This window comes from Janthinobacterium sp. GMG2, assembly GCF_033949445.1.
GTDB lineage: Bacteria > Pseudomonadota > Gammaproteobacteria > Burkholderiales > Burkholderiaceae_D > Janthinobacterium > Janthinobacterium aestuarii.
Map to the genome: position 1 here is coordinate 1,048,000 of NZ_JAXAWA010000001.1, position 15,207 is coordinate 1,063,206.

Annotated in this window: 12 protein-coding genes; 7 read left to right on the forward strand and 5 right to left on the reverse strand. The window is 60.4% G+C overall.

All coding sequences use genetic code 11. The features are described from left to right. Window positions 1-30 precede the first annotated feature (30 nt). From SKZ59_RS04735 to SKZ59_RS04745, 3 genes are read left to right on the forward strand one after another with little or no spacing between them, the layout of a single operon-like run. The gene (locus SKZ59_RS04735) at window positions 31-942 is read left to right on the forward strand and encodes a DUF4123 domain-containing protein (protein ID WP_319990955.1); all 912 of its coding nucleotides are present in this window, start codon (window positions 31-33) and stop codon (window positions 940-942) included. Further along, on the forward strand, window positions 939-1,562 hold the full coding sequence (locus SKZ59_RS04740) for a DUF3304 domain-containing protein (protein WP_219327614.1): 624 nt from the start codon (window positions 939-941) through the stop codon (window positions 1,560-1,562). The genes SKZ59_RS04735 and SKZ59_RS04740 overlap by 4 nt, the downstream gene beginning before the upstream one ends. Then, window positions 1,559-3,661: a T6SS phospholipase effector Tle1-like catalytic domain-containing protein gene (locus tag SKZ59_RS04745; protein ID WP_083292739.1), complete on the forward strand. Its 2,103-nt coding sequence runs from the start codon at window positions 1,559-1,561 to the stop codon at window positions 3,659-3,661. Before SKZ59_RS04740 ends, SKZ59_RS04745 begins: the two co-directional genes overlap by 4 nt. Before the next feature lie 178 nt (window positions 3,662-3,839). On the opposite strand, the gene SKZ59_RS04750 is transcribed toward SKZ59_RS04745, so the two are convergent. Then, the gene (locus SKZ59_RS04750; RefSeq protein WP_034750862.1) at window positions 3,840-4,694 is read right to left on the reverse strand and encodes an SIS domain-containing protein; all 855 of its coding nucleotides are present in this window, start codon (window positions 4,692-4,694) and stop codon (window positions 3,840-3,842) included. An 87-nt stretch (window positions 4,695-4,781) separates the two neighbouring features. Beyond that, a complete protein-coding gene (zwf, locus tag SKZ59_RS04755; RefSeq protein ID WP_034750861.1) occupies window positions 4,782-6,254 on the reverse strand; it encodes a glucose-6-phosphate dehydrogenase in 1,473 nt (490 codons plus the stop codon). Window positions 6,255-6,817: 563 nt separating this feature from the next. Between zwf and SKZ59_RS04760 the strand changes: the two genes are divergently transcribed. Further along, a complete protein-coding gene (locus SKZ59_RS04760) occupies window positions 6,818-7,771 on the forward strand; it encodes a chemotaxis protein (protein ID WP_034750860.1) in 954 nt (317 codons plus the stop codon). A gap of 240 nt (window positions 7,772-8,011) precedes the next feature. Here SKZ59_RS04760 and SKZ59_RS04765 read toward each other — a convergent pair whose 3' ends face one another. Both SKZ59_RS04765 and pgi read right to left on the reverse strand, forming a co-directional pair. Further along, entirely contained in the window at window positions 8,012-8,908 is an 897-nt protein-coding gene (locus tag SKZ59_RS04765) for an SMP-30/gluconolactonase/LRE family protein (RefSeq protein ID WP_319990956.1), read from the reverse strand. Window positions 8,909-8,922: 14 nt separating this feature from the next. Next, on the reverse strand, window positions 8,923-10,587 hold the full coding sequence (pgi, locus tag SKZ59_RS04770; RefSeq protein ID WP_319990957.1) for a glucose-6-phosphate isomerase: 1,665 nt from the start codon (window positions 10,585-10,587) through the stop codon (window positions 8,923-8,925). A gap of 336 nt (window positions 10,588-10,923) precedes the next feature. On the opposite strand from pgi, the gene edd reads away from it, so the two are divergent. The 3 genes from edd to SKZ59_RS04785 all read left to right on the forward strand — a co-directional run bounded on the left by edd (window position 10,924) and on the right by SKZ59_RS04785 (window position 14,173). Continuing rightward, window positions 10,924-12,837, forward strand: a complete 1,914-nt coding sequence (gene edd / locus SKZ59_RS04775; RefSeq protein ID WP_319990958.1) for a phosphogluconate dehydratase — start codon at window positions 10,924-10,926, stop codon at window positions 12,835-12,837. A 3-nt stretch (window positions 12,838-12,840) separates the two neighbouring features. Then, window positions 12,841-13,470 carry a bifunctional 4-hydroxy-2-oxoglutarate aldolase/2-dehydro-3-deoxy-phosphogluconate aldolase gene (locus tag SKZ59_RS04780; protein WP_128142236.1) on the forward strand — a complete coding sequence of 210 codons (630 nt, stop codon included), beginning with the start codon at window positions 12,841-12,843 and terminating at the stop codon, window positions 13,468-13,470. Between the two features lie 181 nt (window positions 13,471-13,651). Beyond that, entirely contained in the window at window positions 13,652-14,173 is a 522-nt protein-coding gene (locus SKZ59_RS04785) for a Rhs element Vgr protein (protein ID WP_319990959.1), read from the forward strand. Window positions 14,174-14,181: 8 nt separating this feature from the next. On the opposite strand, the gene SKZ59_RS04790 is transcribed toward SKZ59_RS04785, so the two are convergent. Further along, window positions 14,182-15,207 (reverse strand): tetratricopeptide repeat protein, encoded by a 1,026-nt coding sequence (locus tag SKZ59_RS04790; RefSeq protein WP_319990960.1) that lies wholly within the window; start codon window positions 15,205-15,207, stop codon window positions 14,182-14,184.

Genomic DNA, 15,207 nt, shown 5'->3' on the forward strand with positions numbered 1-15,207 from the left:
CAAAAACAACAGTTAGAGGAGCATGACTAAGTGGATATTAATATGTTTCCTTCTGGCTGGAAAGTGTCATTGCACACGCGCTTGCAGGCGTTTCGCCGTCAGTTTCCCGAGGCGCACATTTATGCGTTGATCGATGGTGTTTTTGACGAGTCGTGTTATCCATTGCTTAAGCGCACGCAGCATCTGCGATATGAGGCGCTGTTTTCCGGTGCGCCAGGTGCGAATGAAGAAACTTTGTCCATCTCGCCGCTGCTTGTTGAATTTGACGATACAGCTCGTTTTACTTGGGAACGACTACTTGAAAAAACCAATGGTCATCCGGCGCTCAGCCTGATTGTCACGCCGGAGCCGTTGCAACAACTGGCTGCCCGTTTGGCATCATGGTGCATCGTCGATGCCGCAGACTATACGGTGGCGTTGTCGTTTGCCGATACCCGCATTTTGCCGCAGCTTTTCAATATATTGACGGCGCAGCAGTTGGGCCAGTTTTGCGGGCCGGCACACCATTGGCAATACGTCACGCGCAAAGCCGACTGGAGTGATTTGACCTTGCCTGGTGAAGCGCTACCGGCGGCGCTTGGTATATCGTTAAGTGAGCAGCAATGCGCTCAACTGATGCGGGCGGCGGAAGGCGACGGCATCTTGTTTCAAGTGCGCGCAACCAGTCCTCGCTTGCTGGAACCACATACTGCCGAACATGCCCATGCCCTGATCGAATATTGGCTGGGTTGTGCCGATCATGCGCGGCTCGAAACACCGCCAGATCGATTTGACGTATGCATATTTGGCCTCGAAAACCCAGGTCTGCAAACACGGCCGCAAATTGCGTCCTGGCTAGCAGAGCCTGCTAGGGCGCAAACACCCGATTCATTGTTTGAACTCTGGATGGCAGAGCAATCCTCTGCTGATGTGCCGACCTTATCAGTGGAGGCAAAGTCATGATTATCTTGTTCAGGCAGTGGCTGTGGCGAGGTATCTTGCTGGCCGCATGTTTGCCCGGCGTTGCCATGGCCGCGAGCATTCAGGCGCTGAATTATTCTTCGCGCGAAGTCAATTACATCGCGGTTGAAAATCCGGGCAATACCAACAGCGGCGGCGGTGGCGATGCGATCGATCCTTATGGCCAAGGCGGCACGATATGCTGTTTCAGCGTGCCGGAAAAATGGCATGCGGATTTGAAGGTCGTGGTGGTCTATCAGTTTTATCCAGACCCGACCCTGCATCGCGAGACAGTCAGCATCCCGCCGTATCCGGATGGGAAGGCGGGCGATATCTGGCTGATCGTCTATGAAGATGGCAGCGTGGGGGCCGTGGTATCGCATTACGGACCAAGTCGGCCGGAATGGCCGGGGAAAATCAAGGGGTATCCGGTACCGACGAAGGAGTATCGGGATGAGCGTCGCAAGGATAAACTAAAGAGAGAGAGAAATACGCTCGATTTTTTGGAGAAAAGATTACTGCGTGACTTTTATACATTATCAGATGAAAAGATAAAAGAGAAAAAAGAAATTATTGAATTTCAAAAAAAAATTGTCCAGAGTTTAGAGGGAGATGTGAGATGACAGCTTTTTTAGCCGAAAACTATTCTGTTGATAAAACTGATCCATCTGACAAAGACCGTTTTTTTGACGGCGCTAATGAAATGGATGAAATTATAGAATTTATAAAGAAGCGTGAATGCCCACTTCCAGGTTTTCCTCCACCATGTGATGTCAATCTGTTTTTCGGTTTCTTCTTTGACGGCACCAACAATAATATGAAGCGGGATGTGCCGCTTCATTGTCACAGCAACGTGGCGCGCTTGTACCGTGCATTTCCCGGCGGTAAAGATACGCATGGCAGCGAGGCCTGGCCGGACTTGGAAACAAAATACCACAACAGTTACTTTCGCACCTATGTTCCCGGAGTGGGAACACGTTTCGACGAGGTTGGCGATACGGGCGAGGGATTTAGCGCTCTCACCAGCGACCGGGCGCGCGGCCTGGCCTTCGCTTACAAGGGAGAAAATCGCATCATCTGGGCATTGGTGGAGGCACTCAATAATGTGCACAGATATTATACCGATGCTCCCTTGGTGGATGACAAGACGTTTAAACAAGACTTCAATACGCTCAGTTTACCCAGTAAAGTGCGGCCTTCACAGGCGCTGGTGAACGCTTTTACGCAGGCCTTGCAAAAGTTGCACAGCAATTTGCGATCATTTGTGCCAACCGATGGGCCTGCGAAAAGCGTTAATAAAGGCAGAGTGCTCAATATCTTCGTGTCGATGTTCGGTTTCTCGCGTGGCGCGGCCGAAGCGCGCTCGTTTGCCAACTGGTTTATCTGGTTATGCAAGCTCGATGCGCAACTGACCGTTAGCAAAGGCGTCAAGGCTCGCCAGTTAAGTATGGGCACTATCGAGGTGACGTTTGACTTTATGGGCCTGTTCGATACCGTCGCTTCGGTTGGCTTGGCGGCTTCAGTGCCCCTCCCGAACAGGATGGTGGACGGACATGGTGGCTGGGCCGACACCGAAGTGTCGCTCAGAATACCCACATCACCGGGGCCAACCAAATGCCTGCATCTGGTGTCGGCGCATGAAGTACGCCGGTCTTTTCCCTTGGACTCCGTTGCTCACCTGGGCAATATTCCCCCTAATTGCACTGAAATTGTTTTCCCCGGTGTTCATTCGGACATCGGAGGCGGCTATTTACCGCAAGAACAAGGGCGCGGTACAGATCCAAGCGGAGGTGACTTGATGTCGCGCATTACCTTGGCCACGATGTACCGGGCGGCGCGCCTGGCTGGGGTGCCGCTGAAGCTGGAAGAGGCCAGTGAAGCGACGAAGCGGGCCTTTCGCATCGATCCGCGCACAATAGCCACCTTCAATGCCTATATCGGCTTTTGCCATGCGCAGCAAGGAGCTGAGCCATCATTGCGGCTACATAGGATTATGGAATTCCAGCACATGCTGTACATACAGTGGCGCAAGAAAATGCTTGGCAAGATGGGAGATTTGCCGAATGTCAAGAATTTGGCAGCCACCTATAAAAGCGGGAAATTCGATTTTACTGATCTCACGATGGCGGACAAGGAGTTGGAGGAAGAGGTTGCGAGCTTTGAAAAATGGCGCACCGATCAGCGCACGACTGGCAGTAGAGGGCGGCCCCGTAATCCCGAATGGGGACCTATCGCCGAATTTTGGGATAAGCCGGTACCACCCGCCGAAGTAAACAACTTTTTTGAACAGTTCGTGCATGACTCGCGTGCGTGGTTCAAACCGTTGGGGAAAGACATTCCTGACTTGTGGTACGCGCTGGAATTGCTTGTGGCTCAGGAAGAGCGAGCCCGTGAATGGGAGAACGGTCCGGAGGCAGACCCTGGGAAGCCCAATCCCTATAGTTTGAGCAAGAAGGAAAAAGAGCAATTGCTGCGATACAAAGCTGTCAAAGGTACCGAAAACGAAATGGATGCGATCGAGCCGGACAAGGGCGGCCGCGAGAACAGACTTTTGGGAGGTGGCTATTTGCGTTTCCGGTCAATTTACATGGGATCGGATACCTTCAAGCCGTCAGGCGCTCAGTATGCGGGCATGCTGCCTGTTTTGCACAAGGAACAGCGCATTATCGCGATGGCCCATCATATATCTGCCGATGCCGTGGAGTCGCTGAAGATGGTGTAAGTCAAATGCCAATCCATTGAGCTACCCGTGCACTTGGGCGATAGCCGCACATTGCCGGCCTTGCTGGCAGCCTTGACTAACGCAGTCCGTGCATTTGCTGAGCCCGATCTATTTCATTCCGCCACCCCGGCTAAGGAGCTGCCCCAGCAGGGCTGGAGCCGGCAGGGGATCAGCCGGATCAGCCGATGAAAGAATCGAACTGCATGTCGAATTCCTGCAGCGCTTTCTGCGCATTCTGCATCTTCTTTCGGAATTCCGGTCCCCGTTGCAGGGCCAGGCCCACGGCCAGCACGTCGATCACGACCAGGTAGGCCAGGCGCGCGGAAATTGGGGTGTAGGGGTCGGTGTTGAAGACCAGGTCGATCGGGATCAGCACGGTCGCCAGGTCGGCCAGCGGCGTGCCCGATGGGGCCAGCACGACGACGTCGGCGCCGCCGCGGCGCGCCAGTTTCACGGAGCGGACCAAGGCGGGGCTGTTGCCGCGCTGCGAGATGGCCACCAGGCAGTCGCCGCCGCGCAGCAGGGCCGCGGCGATGCTGTGGATATTCGGATCGCTGTAGGCGACTGTCGGCACGCCCGAACGGAAGAACTTGTGCTGCGCGTCTGCCGCCACGATGCCCGACGTGCCCTGGCCATAGAATTCGATCTTGCTGGCGCGCGACAGGATGTCGAGCGCGCGCTGGATCGCTTCCGGATTCAGGTTGTTGCGCAGGTCGAGCAGGGTGTTGATCGAGCGGCTGCAGATTTTGTTCACCAGGTCGGCCGCCAGGTCATCCTGCGCCGGCTGCTCGTTCGCGCCGGGCATGGCCAGGGCCAAGCCCTGCGCCAGCTTCAGCTTGAATTCATGCCAGCCGTCATAGCCCAGGGTGCGGCAAAAGCGCACCACGGTCGGTTCCGACACCTGCGCGCTTTTCGCCAGCGCCGTGATGTTCTGGCTGACCGTCTGGTTAGGCTGGTCAAGCACGGCCAGCGCGACCTTTTTCTCCGACTTGGAGAGCGAATCGAGCTGGGTGCGGATGGAATCAAGCAGCATCAGGGTAGTTTTCTGGTAGGTGTTCAGGAGTGTGGGGATAATAGGTAAAGGGCCTGCCCATCTGCGGGCAGGCCCCTGTTTTGCCTGTTAATCCTCGGGTAATGCTTCTTCACGCCACTGCAAGCCATCGCGGCCGATCAGGGCGCTGGCGGCCGCGGGGCCCCAGGTGCCTGCCGTGTATGGAATTGGCGCGCTGTCGTTCTGTTCCCAGTTGTCGAGAATCGGCTCGACCCATTCCCAGGCCGCTTCCAGTTCGTCGCCGCGCATGAACAGGGTCAGCTGGCCGCGCAGGACGTCGAGCAGCAAACGCTCGTAGGCGTCCATGCGCGGGGTCTTGAACGATTCGCGGAAATCGAGTTCCAGTTCCGCCGGTTTCAGGCGCATGCCGTCGCCCGGGGTTTTCGCCATCAGGTTCATGCGCAAGCCTTCGTCCGGCTGCAAACGGATCACCAGACAGTTCGGCTGGAAGCTCGACGTGGGCTGGTTGAAGATCGAGTGCGGGATCTGCTTGAAGCGCACGACGATCTCGGCCAGGCTGTCGGCCATGCGCTTGCCCGTGCGCAGGTAGAACGGCACGCCGGCCCAGCGCCAGGTATCGATTTCCGCCTTCAGGGCCACGAAGGTTTCGGTGCGCGAATGTTCCGGCGCATCCGGCTCGTCGCGGTAGCTCGGCACGGTGGCGCCATCGACGTGGCCCGCGCGGTACTGGCCGCGCACGATGTTTTGCGCCAGGGTGGTGGGCGTGAATTTTTTCAGCGAGCGCAGCACTTGCAGCTTTTCATCGCGCACGGCGTCCGGCGCGATCGAGGTCGGCGGTTCCATGGCGACGATGCACAGCAGTTGCAGCAAGTGGTTTTGCAGCATGTCGCGCAGCGCGCCCGACGTGTCGTAGTAACCCATGCGGTTGCCCACGCCCAGCTTTTCGGCGATGGTGATCTGCACGTCGGAAATCCATTCGCGGCGCCACAGCGGTTCGAACAGGATATTGCCGAAGCGCAGGGCCAGCAAGTTCTGCACGGTTTCCTTGCCCAGGTAGTGGTCGATACGGTAGATCTGCGATTCCTGGAACACCTTGCCCACTTCGGCGTTGATCTGCTTGGCGCTGGCCAGGTCGCGGCCCAGCGGTTTTTCCAGTACCACGCGCGAATTCGGCGTCACCAGGCCGTTGTCTTCGAGGTTGTCGCAGATCAGCGCGAACAAGTGCGGCGGCGTCGCCAGGTAGTACACGCGCGTCAGGTCGGCATCGCCGCGCAGCGCTTCGACCAGAGGTGCGTACGTGGCCGCATCGCTGGCGTTGAGCGACACATACACGATGCGCGCGCAGAATTTGCTCCAGGTGGCGGCATTCAGGGTGCTGGCCTTGATATGCGGGCGCGAGTTGGTTTCCACCATTTTCAGGAAGGCATCCTGGCCGCTGTCCTGGCGGCCCACACAGATGATGCGCGCCGTCGGCGGCAAATCGTTCGCGACGTCGCGCGCATACATTGCAGGCAGCAACTTGCGCATTGCTAAATCGCCGCTGCCGCCAAACAGGACCAGGTCAAAATCGGTAAGTGCCATAAGTGAGTGTCGTCGCAAAAGTAAAAGGGCCGGAGCGGGGAGGAAGCCGACCGGAAGTGCCAGTCTGTCGCTACTATAATCGGTGGTGTAAATTTACTACGTAGAACAGGCAATTGCAAGAAATTTTACTACATTCCGGCCGCTGCCGTCGCCATTTTGCCCGCTATGCATGGCTGCGATGCCGGCATGGCCATTATATGCCGTTCGCTGGCCTGGGTAGGCTATCGCGATTTGCACGCGGCGTTTCAAAGTAACCATGGTTGCCAGGGAAATTTCTAGTTCTCCACGTCATCATTTGCGCTGTAGCAACAGGCAAAGCAAGAAATGCTGTCAGGATCGCCGTTGGCAGCGTAAAGTAGCTTTGGAGAAAGTAAAAAACCGTATAATTCAAGCTCGAATCGATAGCAACTATTGGTTGTAAGAAATTGTACGATACATACTGCACCGCTAGCGCCGGCCATGCCCCGAACCCGCCATCCGACGTCCATGCGACGTGCAGTCCGCATTGTCCGCAGCATCAGGGGCAGGCGACTTAACTTTACAAGACGGCTCAAGGGGACACAATGAATTCAATGCAGCAAGATGTCGATGAACGCACCAGCCTGACAGGCAATAACAAATTCGAACTGTTCCTGTTCAAGCTCGGTACCAGTGATCACTCGACCAGCCGCGAACTGTTCGGCATCAATGTGTTCAAAGTCCGTGAAATCATGGAAATGCCGGCCATCACGGCCGTGGCCGGTTCGCACCCGCACATGCTGGGCGTGGTCAACATCCGTGGCCAGATCGTGCCCGTGATCGACTTGCCGATGGCGGTCGGCTGCAAGAGCAGCGGCTTGAAGATACTGATGGTGACTGAATTTGCCCGCTCGACACAGGCGTTTGCCGTGGAAGAGGTCGATGAAATCGTGCGCCTGGAATGGAACCAGGTGCTGTCGGCCGAGTCGAGCGTCGGTGGCGGCCTCGTCACCAGTATCGCGCGCCTCGATGGTGACACGGACAAGACGCGTCTGGCGCAAGTGCTGGACGTGGAGCAAATCCTGCGCAACGTGCTGCCGTCGGGCGACCCGGACGTGGACGAGAACAGCATCGGCCCGCAAGTGCGCTTGCCGGCCGGCGCCGTGATCCTTGCGGCCGACGATTCCTCGCTGGCCCGCTCGCTGATCGAAAAAGGCCTCGAAGCGATGGGCGTGCCTTTCATCATGACCAAGACGGGCAAGGAAGCGTGGGAACGCCTGCAGGCCATCTCGGCCCAGGCGGCCACGGAAGGCAAGACGGCGAAAGACAAGGTCGCGCTGGTGCTGACCGACCTGGAAATGCCGGAAATGGATGGCTTTACCTTGACGCGCAACATCAAGAACGATGGCCGTTTCTCCAACATCCCCGTGGTGATCCACTCGTCGCTGACGGGCTCGACCAACGAAGACCACGTCAAGGGCGTGGGCGCCGATGGCTATGTGGCGAAGTTTGTGGCGGCTGAACTGGCCGAGACGATACGCAAGGTATTGTCGCGGTAATCCGGCGCGGCCATGGTCAACACTGTTGTCGGATTACGCGGGCCTTCGTCCCGCTAATCCGACCTACGCCGTTGCGCAAGAAAAAGCGCCGGACCCTTGCGGGTGCCGGCGCTTTTTCTTGCTGGCAAACGATTACGGCTGGTCCGCCACGCCTCTGGGCACGTGGCAGTCCGGTAGGTCGGATTAGCGCAGCGAAGCTGCGCGTAATCCGACGCCGCCACGGTCAACAATGGTGTCGGATTACGCCTGGTAAGCTGTTTCCGGCTGGCCCGCCACGTCCACGCGCACGGACAGCACGTGGCCTGTCAACGGGTAGTCGGCGATTTCGGCGGCGGAACGGTTGTGGCTGGCGCTGGTGATGTACAGGGTGCGCAGGTCGGGGCCGCCGAATGTCACCATGGTGGGGCAGCGCACGGGCACGCTGATTTCGCCCAGCAAATGGCCATCGGGGGCGAAGCGCAAGATCTTGCCGCCTTCAAACATGGCCGACCAGTAATTGCCTTCGCTGTCGACGGCCGCGCCATCGGGGCGCCCGCCGTAATCAAACGCTTTCTTGTCCGTGGAGAAACGCTGAAACGGTTGTGGCGCGGAAATGGCACCCGTGGCCGCATCGAAATCGAAGCGGTCGATGCGGTGCGTGGTGGTATCCGAATGGTACATGGTGCGCTTGTCCGGGCTGAAGCCCAGGCCGTTCGACACGGTCATGCCGCCCGACCAGACCTTGCGTACTTGTCCCTTGTCCAGCACGAACATCTCTGCCGCATCGGCGTTGCGCGGCTCGAAAATCGTGCCGACCCAGAAGCGGCCTGCCGGATCGACCTTGCCATCGTTGAAGCGCGTGGTGCTCATGTCGAACGGCGCCGGGGCGATTTCCGCCAGGCTGCCCGTCTTCGTGTCGAGGTGGGCAAAGCCGCTGCGCAAGGCCACGATCAGGCCGCCGCCCGCATTGATGGCCAGCGCCGACGGTTCCGTCGGCATGCTCCATTGGTCATGCTTGCCGCTGGCCGGGTGCAAGCGGTGCACGGCGCGGCCATCGATATCGACCCAGTACAGGGCCGCTTCCTTGCCATGCCAAAGCGGGCATTCGCCCACTTGCATGGGCTTGTCGCTCACTACTTTGATTTCGTAAATATTCATAAACCTCAATTAAGTTAGTACGCCGCCTTGGCGGCTTTCGCCAAGGCAATCAAGCCATTGGTCGAGCTGTCGTGGTGGTCGGGACGGGCTTCGCCCGTCAGTTCGGCCTGGATTTTCTTGGCCAGCACCTTGCCCAGTTCCACGCCCCACTGGTCGAAACTGTTGACGTTCCACAAGACGCCCTGCACGAAGGTCTTGTGTTCGTACAACGCGATCAGGGCGCCCAGGGTGGTCGGGGTCAGCTGGTCCATCAGGATGGTGTTGCTGGGGCGGTTGCCGGGGAAAGTCTTGTGCGGCACCAGCGCTTCGATCTCGCTTTCCGGCAAGCCTTGCGCCTGTAAATCAAGACGTACTTCATCGCCCGTCTTGCCCGTCATGAAGGCTTCCGACTGGGCGAAGCAGTTGGCGAGCAGGGCGTCGTGGTGGCCAGGCAAGTCGTGCGTGGCACGCAGGGCGGCGATGAAATCGATGGGTGTGATGTCCGTGCCCTGGTGCAGCAGCTGGAAATACGCGTGCTGCGCATTCGTGCCGCAATCGCCCCAGATGACGGGGCCGGTCGGCACATCGACGGGCACGCCGTCCTTGGTGACGCGCTTGCCGTTGCTCTCCATGTCCAGCTGTTGCAGATAGGCGGCAAAGCGGCTCAAGTCCTGGTGATACGGCGCGATGGAAACGGAGCCGCAGTCGAGGAACTGGCGGTTCCAGAAACCGACCATGGCCAGCACGACGGGCATGTTCTGTTCCAGCGGCGCCTGGCGGAAATGCTGGTCCATCGCATGCGCGCCGGCGAGGAAATCGCTGAAGTATTCAAAGCCGACGGACAGGGCCACGGCCAGGCCGATCGACGACCAGACGGAATAGCGGCCGCCGACCCAGTCCCAGAACGGGAACATATTGTCTGGCGAAATGCCGAAGTCGACGATGGCTTGCGTATTGGTCGAGACGGCCACAAAATGCTGCGCCAGATCCTTTTCGTCGCCTTCGAGCAGGAACCAGGCGCGCGCCGTGTTGGCGTTGAGCATGGTTTCTGCCGTAACAAAAGTTTTCGAAGCCACGATGAACAGGGTCGTTTCCGGATCGACCTTGGACAAGGTCGCTTCCATGTCGTGACCGTCGACGTTGGAAACAAAGTGCATTTCCAGGCCCGGGTTGGCGTACGAGCGCAGGGCGAGGCACGCCATTTTCGGGCCCAGGTCCGAGCCACCGATGCCGATGTTGACGATGTCGCAAATCGGCTTGCCCGTGTAGCCGAGCCAGCTGCCATTGCGCACCTTGTCTGTAAATGCCTTGACGCGTTGCAGCACATCTTGCACGTCGGCATCGATATCCTGGCCATCGACGACCAGCTTGGTGCCGCGTGGCGCGCGCAAAGCCGTATGCAGAACGGCCCGATGTTCGGTAAGATTGATTTTCTCGCCAGTGAACATGGCTTCGCGCTGCGCTTCCACGCCGCGCTCGCGGGCCAGGTCCATCAGCAGCGCCATGGTGGTGGCGTCGACCCTGTTTTTCGAGTAATCGAGCAGCAGGCCGGCCGCATCGACGGTCATGCTGGAAAAGCGGGCGGGGTCGGCCGCGAACAGCTGGCGCAGATGCACGTCGCGCAGGCTGGCGCTATGCGCTTGCAGGGACTGGAAACTGGCGGTGGCGGTGATGGCAGGAGTAGGTGCTGGCTGGCGCATGGCGGTCGGCTTGGGTGCTTGTCTCGGTTGAAAGGAGCGCGGCGCGTTCGTCGTGGCGAACAGCGGATCCGGCATTGGTATGAGAATAATACATCAGAAAAACGTAATTTCACTACAGTTTGTGACGCGAAGCGGATTTTGTTGTGCTTTTTTTAGCGATGGCACGCGTGACATATAAGAGCCACGTTGGCAGGCGCGGCTACGCGATATTGCCCGGGTTTGCCTTGATACGCCGCAATCTGTCGCTTATTTGTGTTGCTGGCCCATGCAAGAGTGCTTCTTCCCCACCATTTTGTAGTAAAATTTCACGAAATACTCATTTTTAAGGAAATCCATATGGCGCTGCATCCAGTAGTCGAATCCGTAACAGCGCGCATCATCGCGCGCAGCCGGCCATCGCGCGGCGCCTACCTGGCGCACTTGGATGCGGCCCGCATCCAGGGCGTGCAGCGCGGCGCCCTGTCGTGCACCAACCTGGCGCACGGCTTTGCCGCCTTTCCCGCCAACGACAAGCTGTCGCTGAAGGAATACAAGAAGCCGTCCGTGGCCATCGTTTCCTCGTACAACGACATGCTGTCGGCGCACCAGCCTTTCGAAGGCTTCCCGCAGATCATCAAGCAAGCCGTGCGCGAAGTGGGCGCTGTCGCCCAGTTCGCCGGTGGCGTGCCCGCCATGTGCGATGGCGTGACGCAAGGTCAGCCGGGCATGGAACTGTCGTTGTTCTCGCGTGACACCATCGCCATGTCGACGGCCGTGGCGCTGTCGCACAATATGTTCGACGCCGCCCTGTACCTGGGCGTGTGCGACAAGATCGTGCCGGGCCTGTTGATCGGCGCGCTGCACTTCGGTCACTTGCCAGCCATCTTCGTGCCGGCCGGTCCGATGACGTCGGGCCTGTCGAACAAGGAAAAAGCCCAGGTGCGCCAGTTGTATGCGCAAGGCAAGGCGACGCGTGAAGACTTGCTCGAAGGCGAATCGAAAGCCTACCATGGCGCCGGCACCTGTACCTTCTACGGCACGGCGAACAGCAATCAGATGCTGATGGAAGTGATGGGCCTGCACATGCCGGGCGCCGCCTTCATCACGCCGAACACGCCGCTGCGCGATGCGCTGACTGTGGCCGCCTCCCAGCGCGCCGCCGCCATCACGGCGCAAAGCGCCAGCTATTTGCCGGTTGGCCATATCGTCGACGAAAAATGTATCGTCAACGCCGTCGTGGGCTTGCTGGCCACGGGCGGTTCGACCAACCATACCTTGCACCTGGTGGCAATCGCCAAGGCGGCCGGCATCGTCATCGACTGGAACGATTTCAATGAACTGTCGGCCATCGTGCCGATGCTCACGCGCATCTACCCGAACGGCGACGCCGACGTGAACCATTTCCACGCGGCCGGCGGCACCGGTTACCTGATCCGCGAATTGCTGGACGCGGGCTTGCTGCACGAAGACGTCAACACCATCCTGGGCCACGGCTTGCGCGCGCACTGCATGGAGCCGTTCCTCGGCGAAGACGGCAAGGTCTTCTGGAAGGATGCTCCAGCCGCCAGCGCCGACGAAAACGTGCTGCGCCCGGCCTCGAATCCGTTCGCACCGGACGGCGGCATGGTCCTGGTCGCAGGTAACCTGGGCCGCGCCGTGATGAAGGTCTCGGCCGTCAAGCCGGAGCACCGCACGGTCGAAGCGCCTGCCCTCGTGTTCAATTCGCAGGAAGAATTCATGGCCGCCTACAAGGCGGGATCGCTGGACCGCGACTTTGTCGCCGTGCTGCGCTTCCAGGGCCCGCGCGCCAACGGCATGCCGGAACTGCATGCGCTGACGCCGGCGCTGGCCAATCTGCAGGATGCGGGCCGCCACGTGGCGCTCGTTACCGATGGCCGCATGTCGGGCGCGTCGGGCAAGGTGCCGGCCGCCATCCACGTGTCGCCAGAGATTCTCGCCGGCGGCCCGCTGGGCCTCGTGCGCGACGGCGACATCATCCGTCTCGACGCCTTTACCGGCGTGCTCGAGGCGCTGGTGCCGGCCGACGTCTGGCACGCGCGTTCGCTGGTGACCGCCGACCTGTCGCCGAATCACATCGGCATGGGCCGCGAGCTGTTTTCCATGTTCCGTTCCACCGTCAGCGCGGCGGAAGAAGGTGCCACCACCTTCGGCCTGCCGTCGCCGATTCCCACCACCGTCGCCTTGCACGACGCCGACAATGTCGGTGATACCGTACCGGGTTCCGATGAAGACTTTTTGGCTAGGAAATAAGAGATGACCATGACACTACTGGAAATTATGCGCACATCGAGCGTGATCCCCGTGATTGCGATCGACGATCCTGAACACGCCGTACCGCTGGCGCGCGCGCTGGTGGCGGGTGGCATCCGCGTGCTGGAAGTAACCTTGCGCACCAAGCATGGCCTGGAAGCGATCCGCGCCATGTCGGAAGTACCGGGCGCCATCGTCGGCGTCGGCACCTTGACCCGTCCCGAGGAATTCGTGCAGGCGCGCGATGCGGGCGCCGTCTTCGGCGTCTCGCCAGGCCTGACGTCGGCCCTGGTGGCGGCGGCGAAAAGCAGCGGCTTGCCCTTGCTGCCAGGCGTGATGACGCCAGGCGAAGTGATGGCGGCGCGTGAAAACGGCTTCCAGCAGCTGAAACTGTTCCCGGCCGTGCCGGCCGGCGGCATCGGCATGCTCAACGCGATCTACGGCCCGCTGCCAGACGTGACGTTCTGCCCGACGGGCGGCATCTCGCAAGAGACGGCGTCGCAGTTCCTGGCGCTGAAAAACGTCGCCTGCGTGGGCGGCTCCTGGCTGACACCGAAAGACGCGATCGCGGCCGGCAACTGGGACCGCATCACTGAAATCGCCAAGGCGGCCAGCGGCTTACGCTCCGCCTAATCGTACCTGACATAAGCTACTGCGCGTCGCGCTTTGCGGCCTGCGATGCTCACCGTACTAGAGTACGGTTGCGCTTCTTAGCCACAAATCGCTGCCGCTCGCTACGCTTCTGTCAGGTACTTGCAGTTATAGTACTCGGCAAGCTCCCATGCTTGCCGCTTCTTTCTTCTGACGGAGTGCCATGCGCGTCTTGCGCCGCCCCCTCACCATCGGCGAAACCGCCATGGCCCGCAGCGTCTTCCAGGGCGCCATCGACTACGCGCGCGTGCGCGTCGTGCGCGGCTCCTTTCTACCGTTTGGCTTGCAGGACCAGAACACGGCGATGACGCCGCGCGGCAGCCTGCACTTCATGCCGGCCCAGTACCGCGACGATTTTTCCCGCGAAGGCAACAGCGGCAAGCTGTTCTTCATCCACGAAATGGTGCACGTGTGGCAGTACCAACTTGGCTACAGCGTGCTGCTGCATGGCGTGCTGCTGGCGCTGGTCGGCGGCTATATCCGGCAGCGCGCCTACCGCTACGATGCGCAAGCGGGCGGCGTCCTGTCCAACTTCAACATGGAGCAGCAGGGCGACATCATCGCCCATTACTTCGGCGCGCGCCAGCTGGGCATTCCCGCCTACGTGGCCAAGCTGCCGCAGTTGCAGGAGATCCTGCAAGGCTTCCTGATCAACCCCGCCGACCGGCGCCTGCTGCCGCGCTGATTTCACCGTTACTGCGCCAGGTTCGATGCCAGGCGCACGTCTGGCGCGCGCAGGCTGGCCGCCGCATCCTTGCCCAGCAATAAACGCAGGTCGGCGCCCGTACCGATGCCGCCGTCGTCCGTCGCCTGTATTTGTGGCATGCCGCCCAAGGCCAGGGCCAGGGATGCGGCCGCCTGCGCGTGGCCGGGCCGGTAGACGATGCTGCTGGCCTGGACGCCGTACGGCCGCTGGTTGCCCAGCCGCAGCACGCTGATGCCCATGCCGCCCATGCCGCCCAGCATGCCGCGCATGCGCGCCGCCATCCCCGTTTCTCCATGGCCGTTGATGACTTCCAGCCGTGGCAGGGTTGCCACCGGTGCCACCTGTTTTGTCGGCGCTGGCAAGGCGGCGTGCGCCGCCACGGGAGTGTCGCGCCAGCTCAGCGTGAAGATATTCGGCTGCGATTGCGTCAGCTGCAGGCGGCTGGCAGGCGCCGCTGGCGTTGGCGCCGGGGCCAGGTCGGGCGCGATGGTCTCCGCGGTGGCATCGACCGTGCTGATGCTGCGCGCCAGCGCCGCGATGGTGAGATCCAGATTGGCGCGCGCCGGCTGCTGGCCGTTGTCGAGCTGCAGCGACTGGCGCAGCACGGTGGCCGCCTGCGCGTAATCGCCCTGCAGGTACAGCACGTAGCCGAGGTTGTTGTATGTCCTGGCCGTCGGCGCTTCGCTGCTCAGCGCCTGCAGCATGCTGCGCGCCGTTTCCAGCTGGCCCAGCTGCGCGTGCAGCACGGCGGCGCCATTGCGCGCGTCGGCCGAGTCGGGCGCCAATAGCAGGGCTTCGCTGTAGGCTTCCATCGCCGCGCGTGGGTCGCCCAGTTCCTGCATGCGCTTGCCCAGCTTGCAGAAAGCGGCGCTGCGGGTGGCGGGGCTGTCGTCGATGCGCGCCTGGGGCGGCGCAGCATGGTTGCTCTGAGTGGCCGGGCCGGGCAGGTGGCCGCAGGCGGGCAACAGGCCGGTGCAGGCGAACAAGAGCATCAGGGTGGTGTGCTGTGACAT

Excerpts from the sequence above, each read along its gene's own strand:
- SKZ59_RS04740 (WP_219327614.1), top strand. The coding sequence starts at position 939 with ATGATTATCTTGTTCAGGCAGTGGCTGTGGCGAGGTATCTTGCTGGCC.
- SKZ59_RS04745 (WP_083292739.1), top strand. The coding sequence starts at position 1,559 with ATGACAGCTTTTTTAGCCGAAAACTATTCTGTTGATAAAACTGATCCA.
- SKZ59_RS04750 (WP_034750862.1), bottom strand. The coding sequence starts at position 4,694 with ATGCTGCTTGATTCCATCCGCACCCAGCTCGATTCGCTCTCCAAGTCG.
- zwf (WP_034750861.1), bottom strand. The coding sequence starts at position 6,254 with ATGGCACTTACCGATTTTGACCTGGTCCTGTTTGGCGGCAGCGGCGAT.
- SKZ59_RS04760 (WP_034750860.1), top strand. The coding sequence starts at position 6,818 with ATGAATTCAATGCAGCAAGATGTCGATGAACGCACCAGCCTGACAGGC.
- SKZ59_RS04765 (WP_319990956.1), bottom strand. The coding sequence starts at position 8,908 with ATGAATATTTACGAAATCAAAGTAGTGAGCGACAAGCCCATGCAAGTG.
- pgi (WP_319990957.1), bottom strand. The coding sequence starts at position 10,587 with ATGCGCCAGCCAGCACCTACTCCTGCCATCACCGCCACCGCCAGTTTC.
- edd (WP_319990958.1), top strand. The coding sequence starts at position 10,924 with ATGGCGCTGCATCCAGTAGTCGAATCCGTAACAGCGCGCATCATCGCG.
- SKZ59_RS04780 (WP_128142236.1), top strand. The coding sequence starts at position 12,841 with ATGACCATGACACTACTGGAAATTATGCGCACATCGAGCGTGATCCCC.
- SKZ59_RS04785 (WP_319990959.1), top strand. The coding sequence starts at position 13,652 with ATGCGCGTCTTGCGCCGCCCCCTCACCATCGGCGAAACCGCCATGGCC.
- SKZ59_RS04790 (WP_319990960.1), bottom strand. The coding sequence starts at position 15,207 with ATGTCACAGCACACCACCCTGATGCTCTTGTTCGCCTGCACCGGCCTG.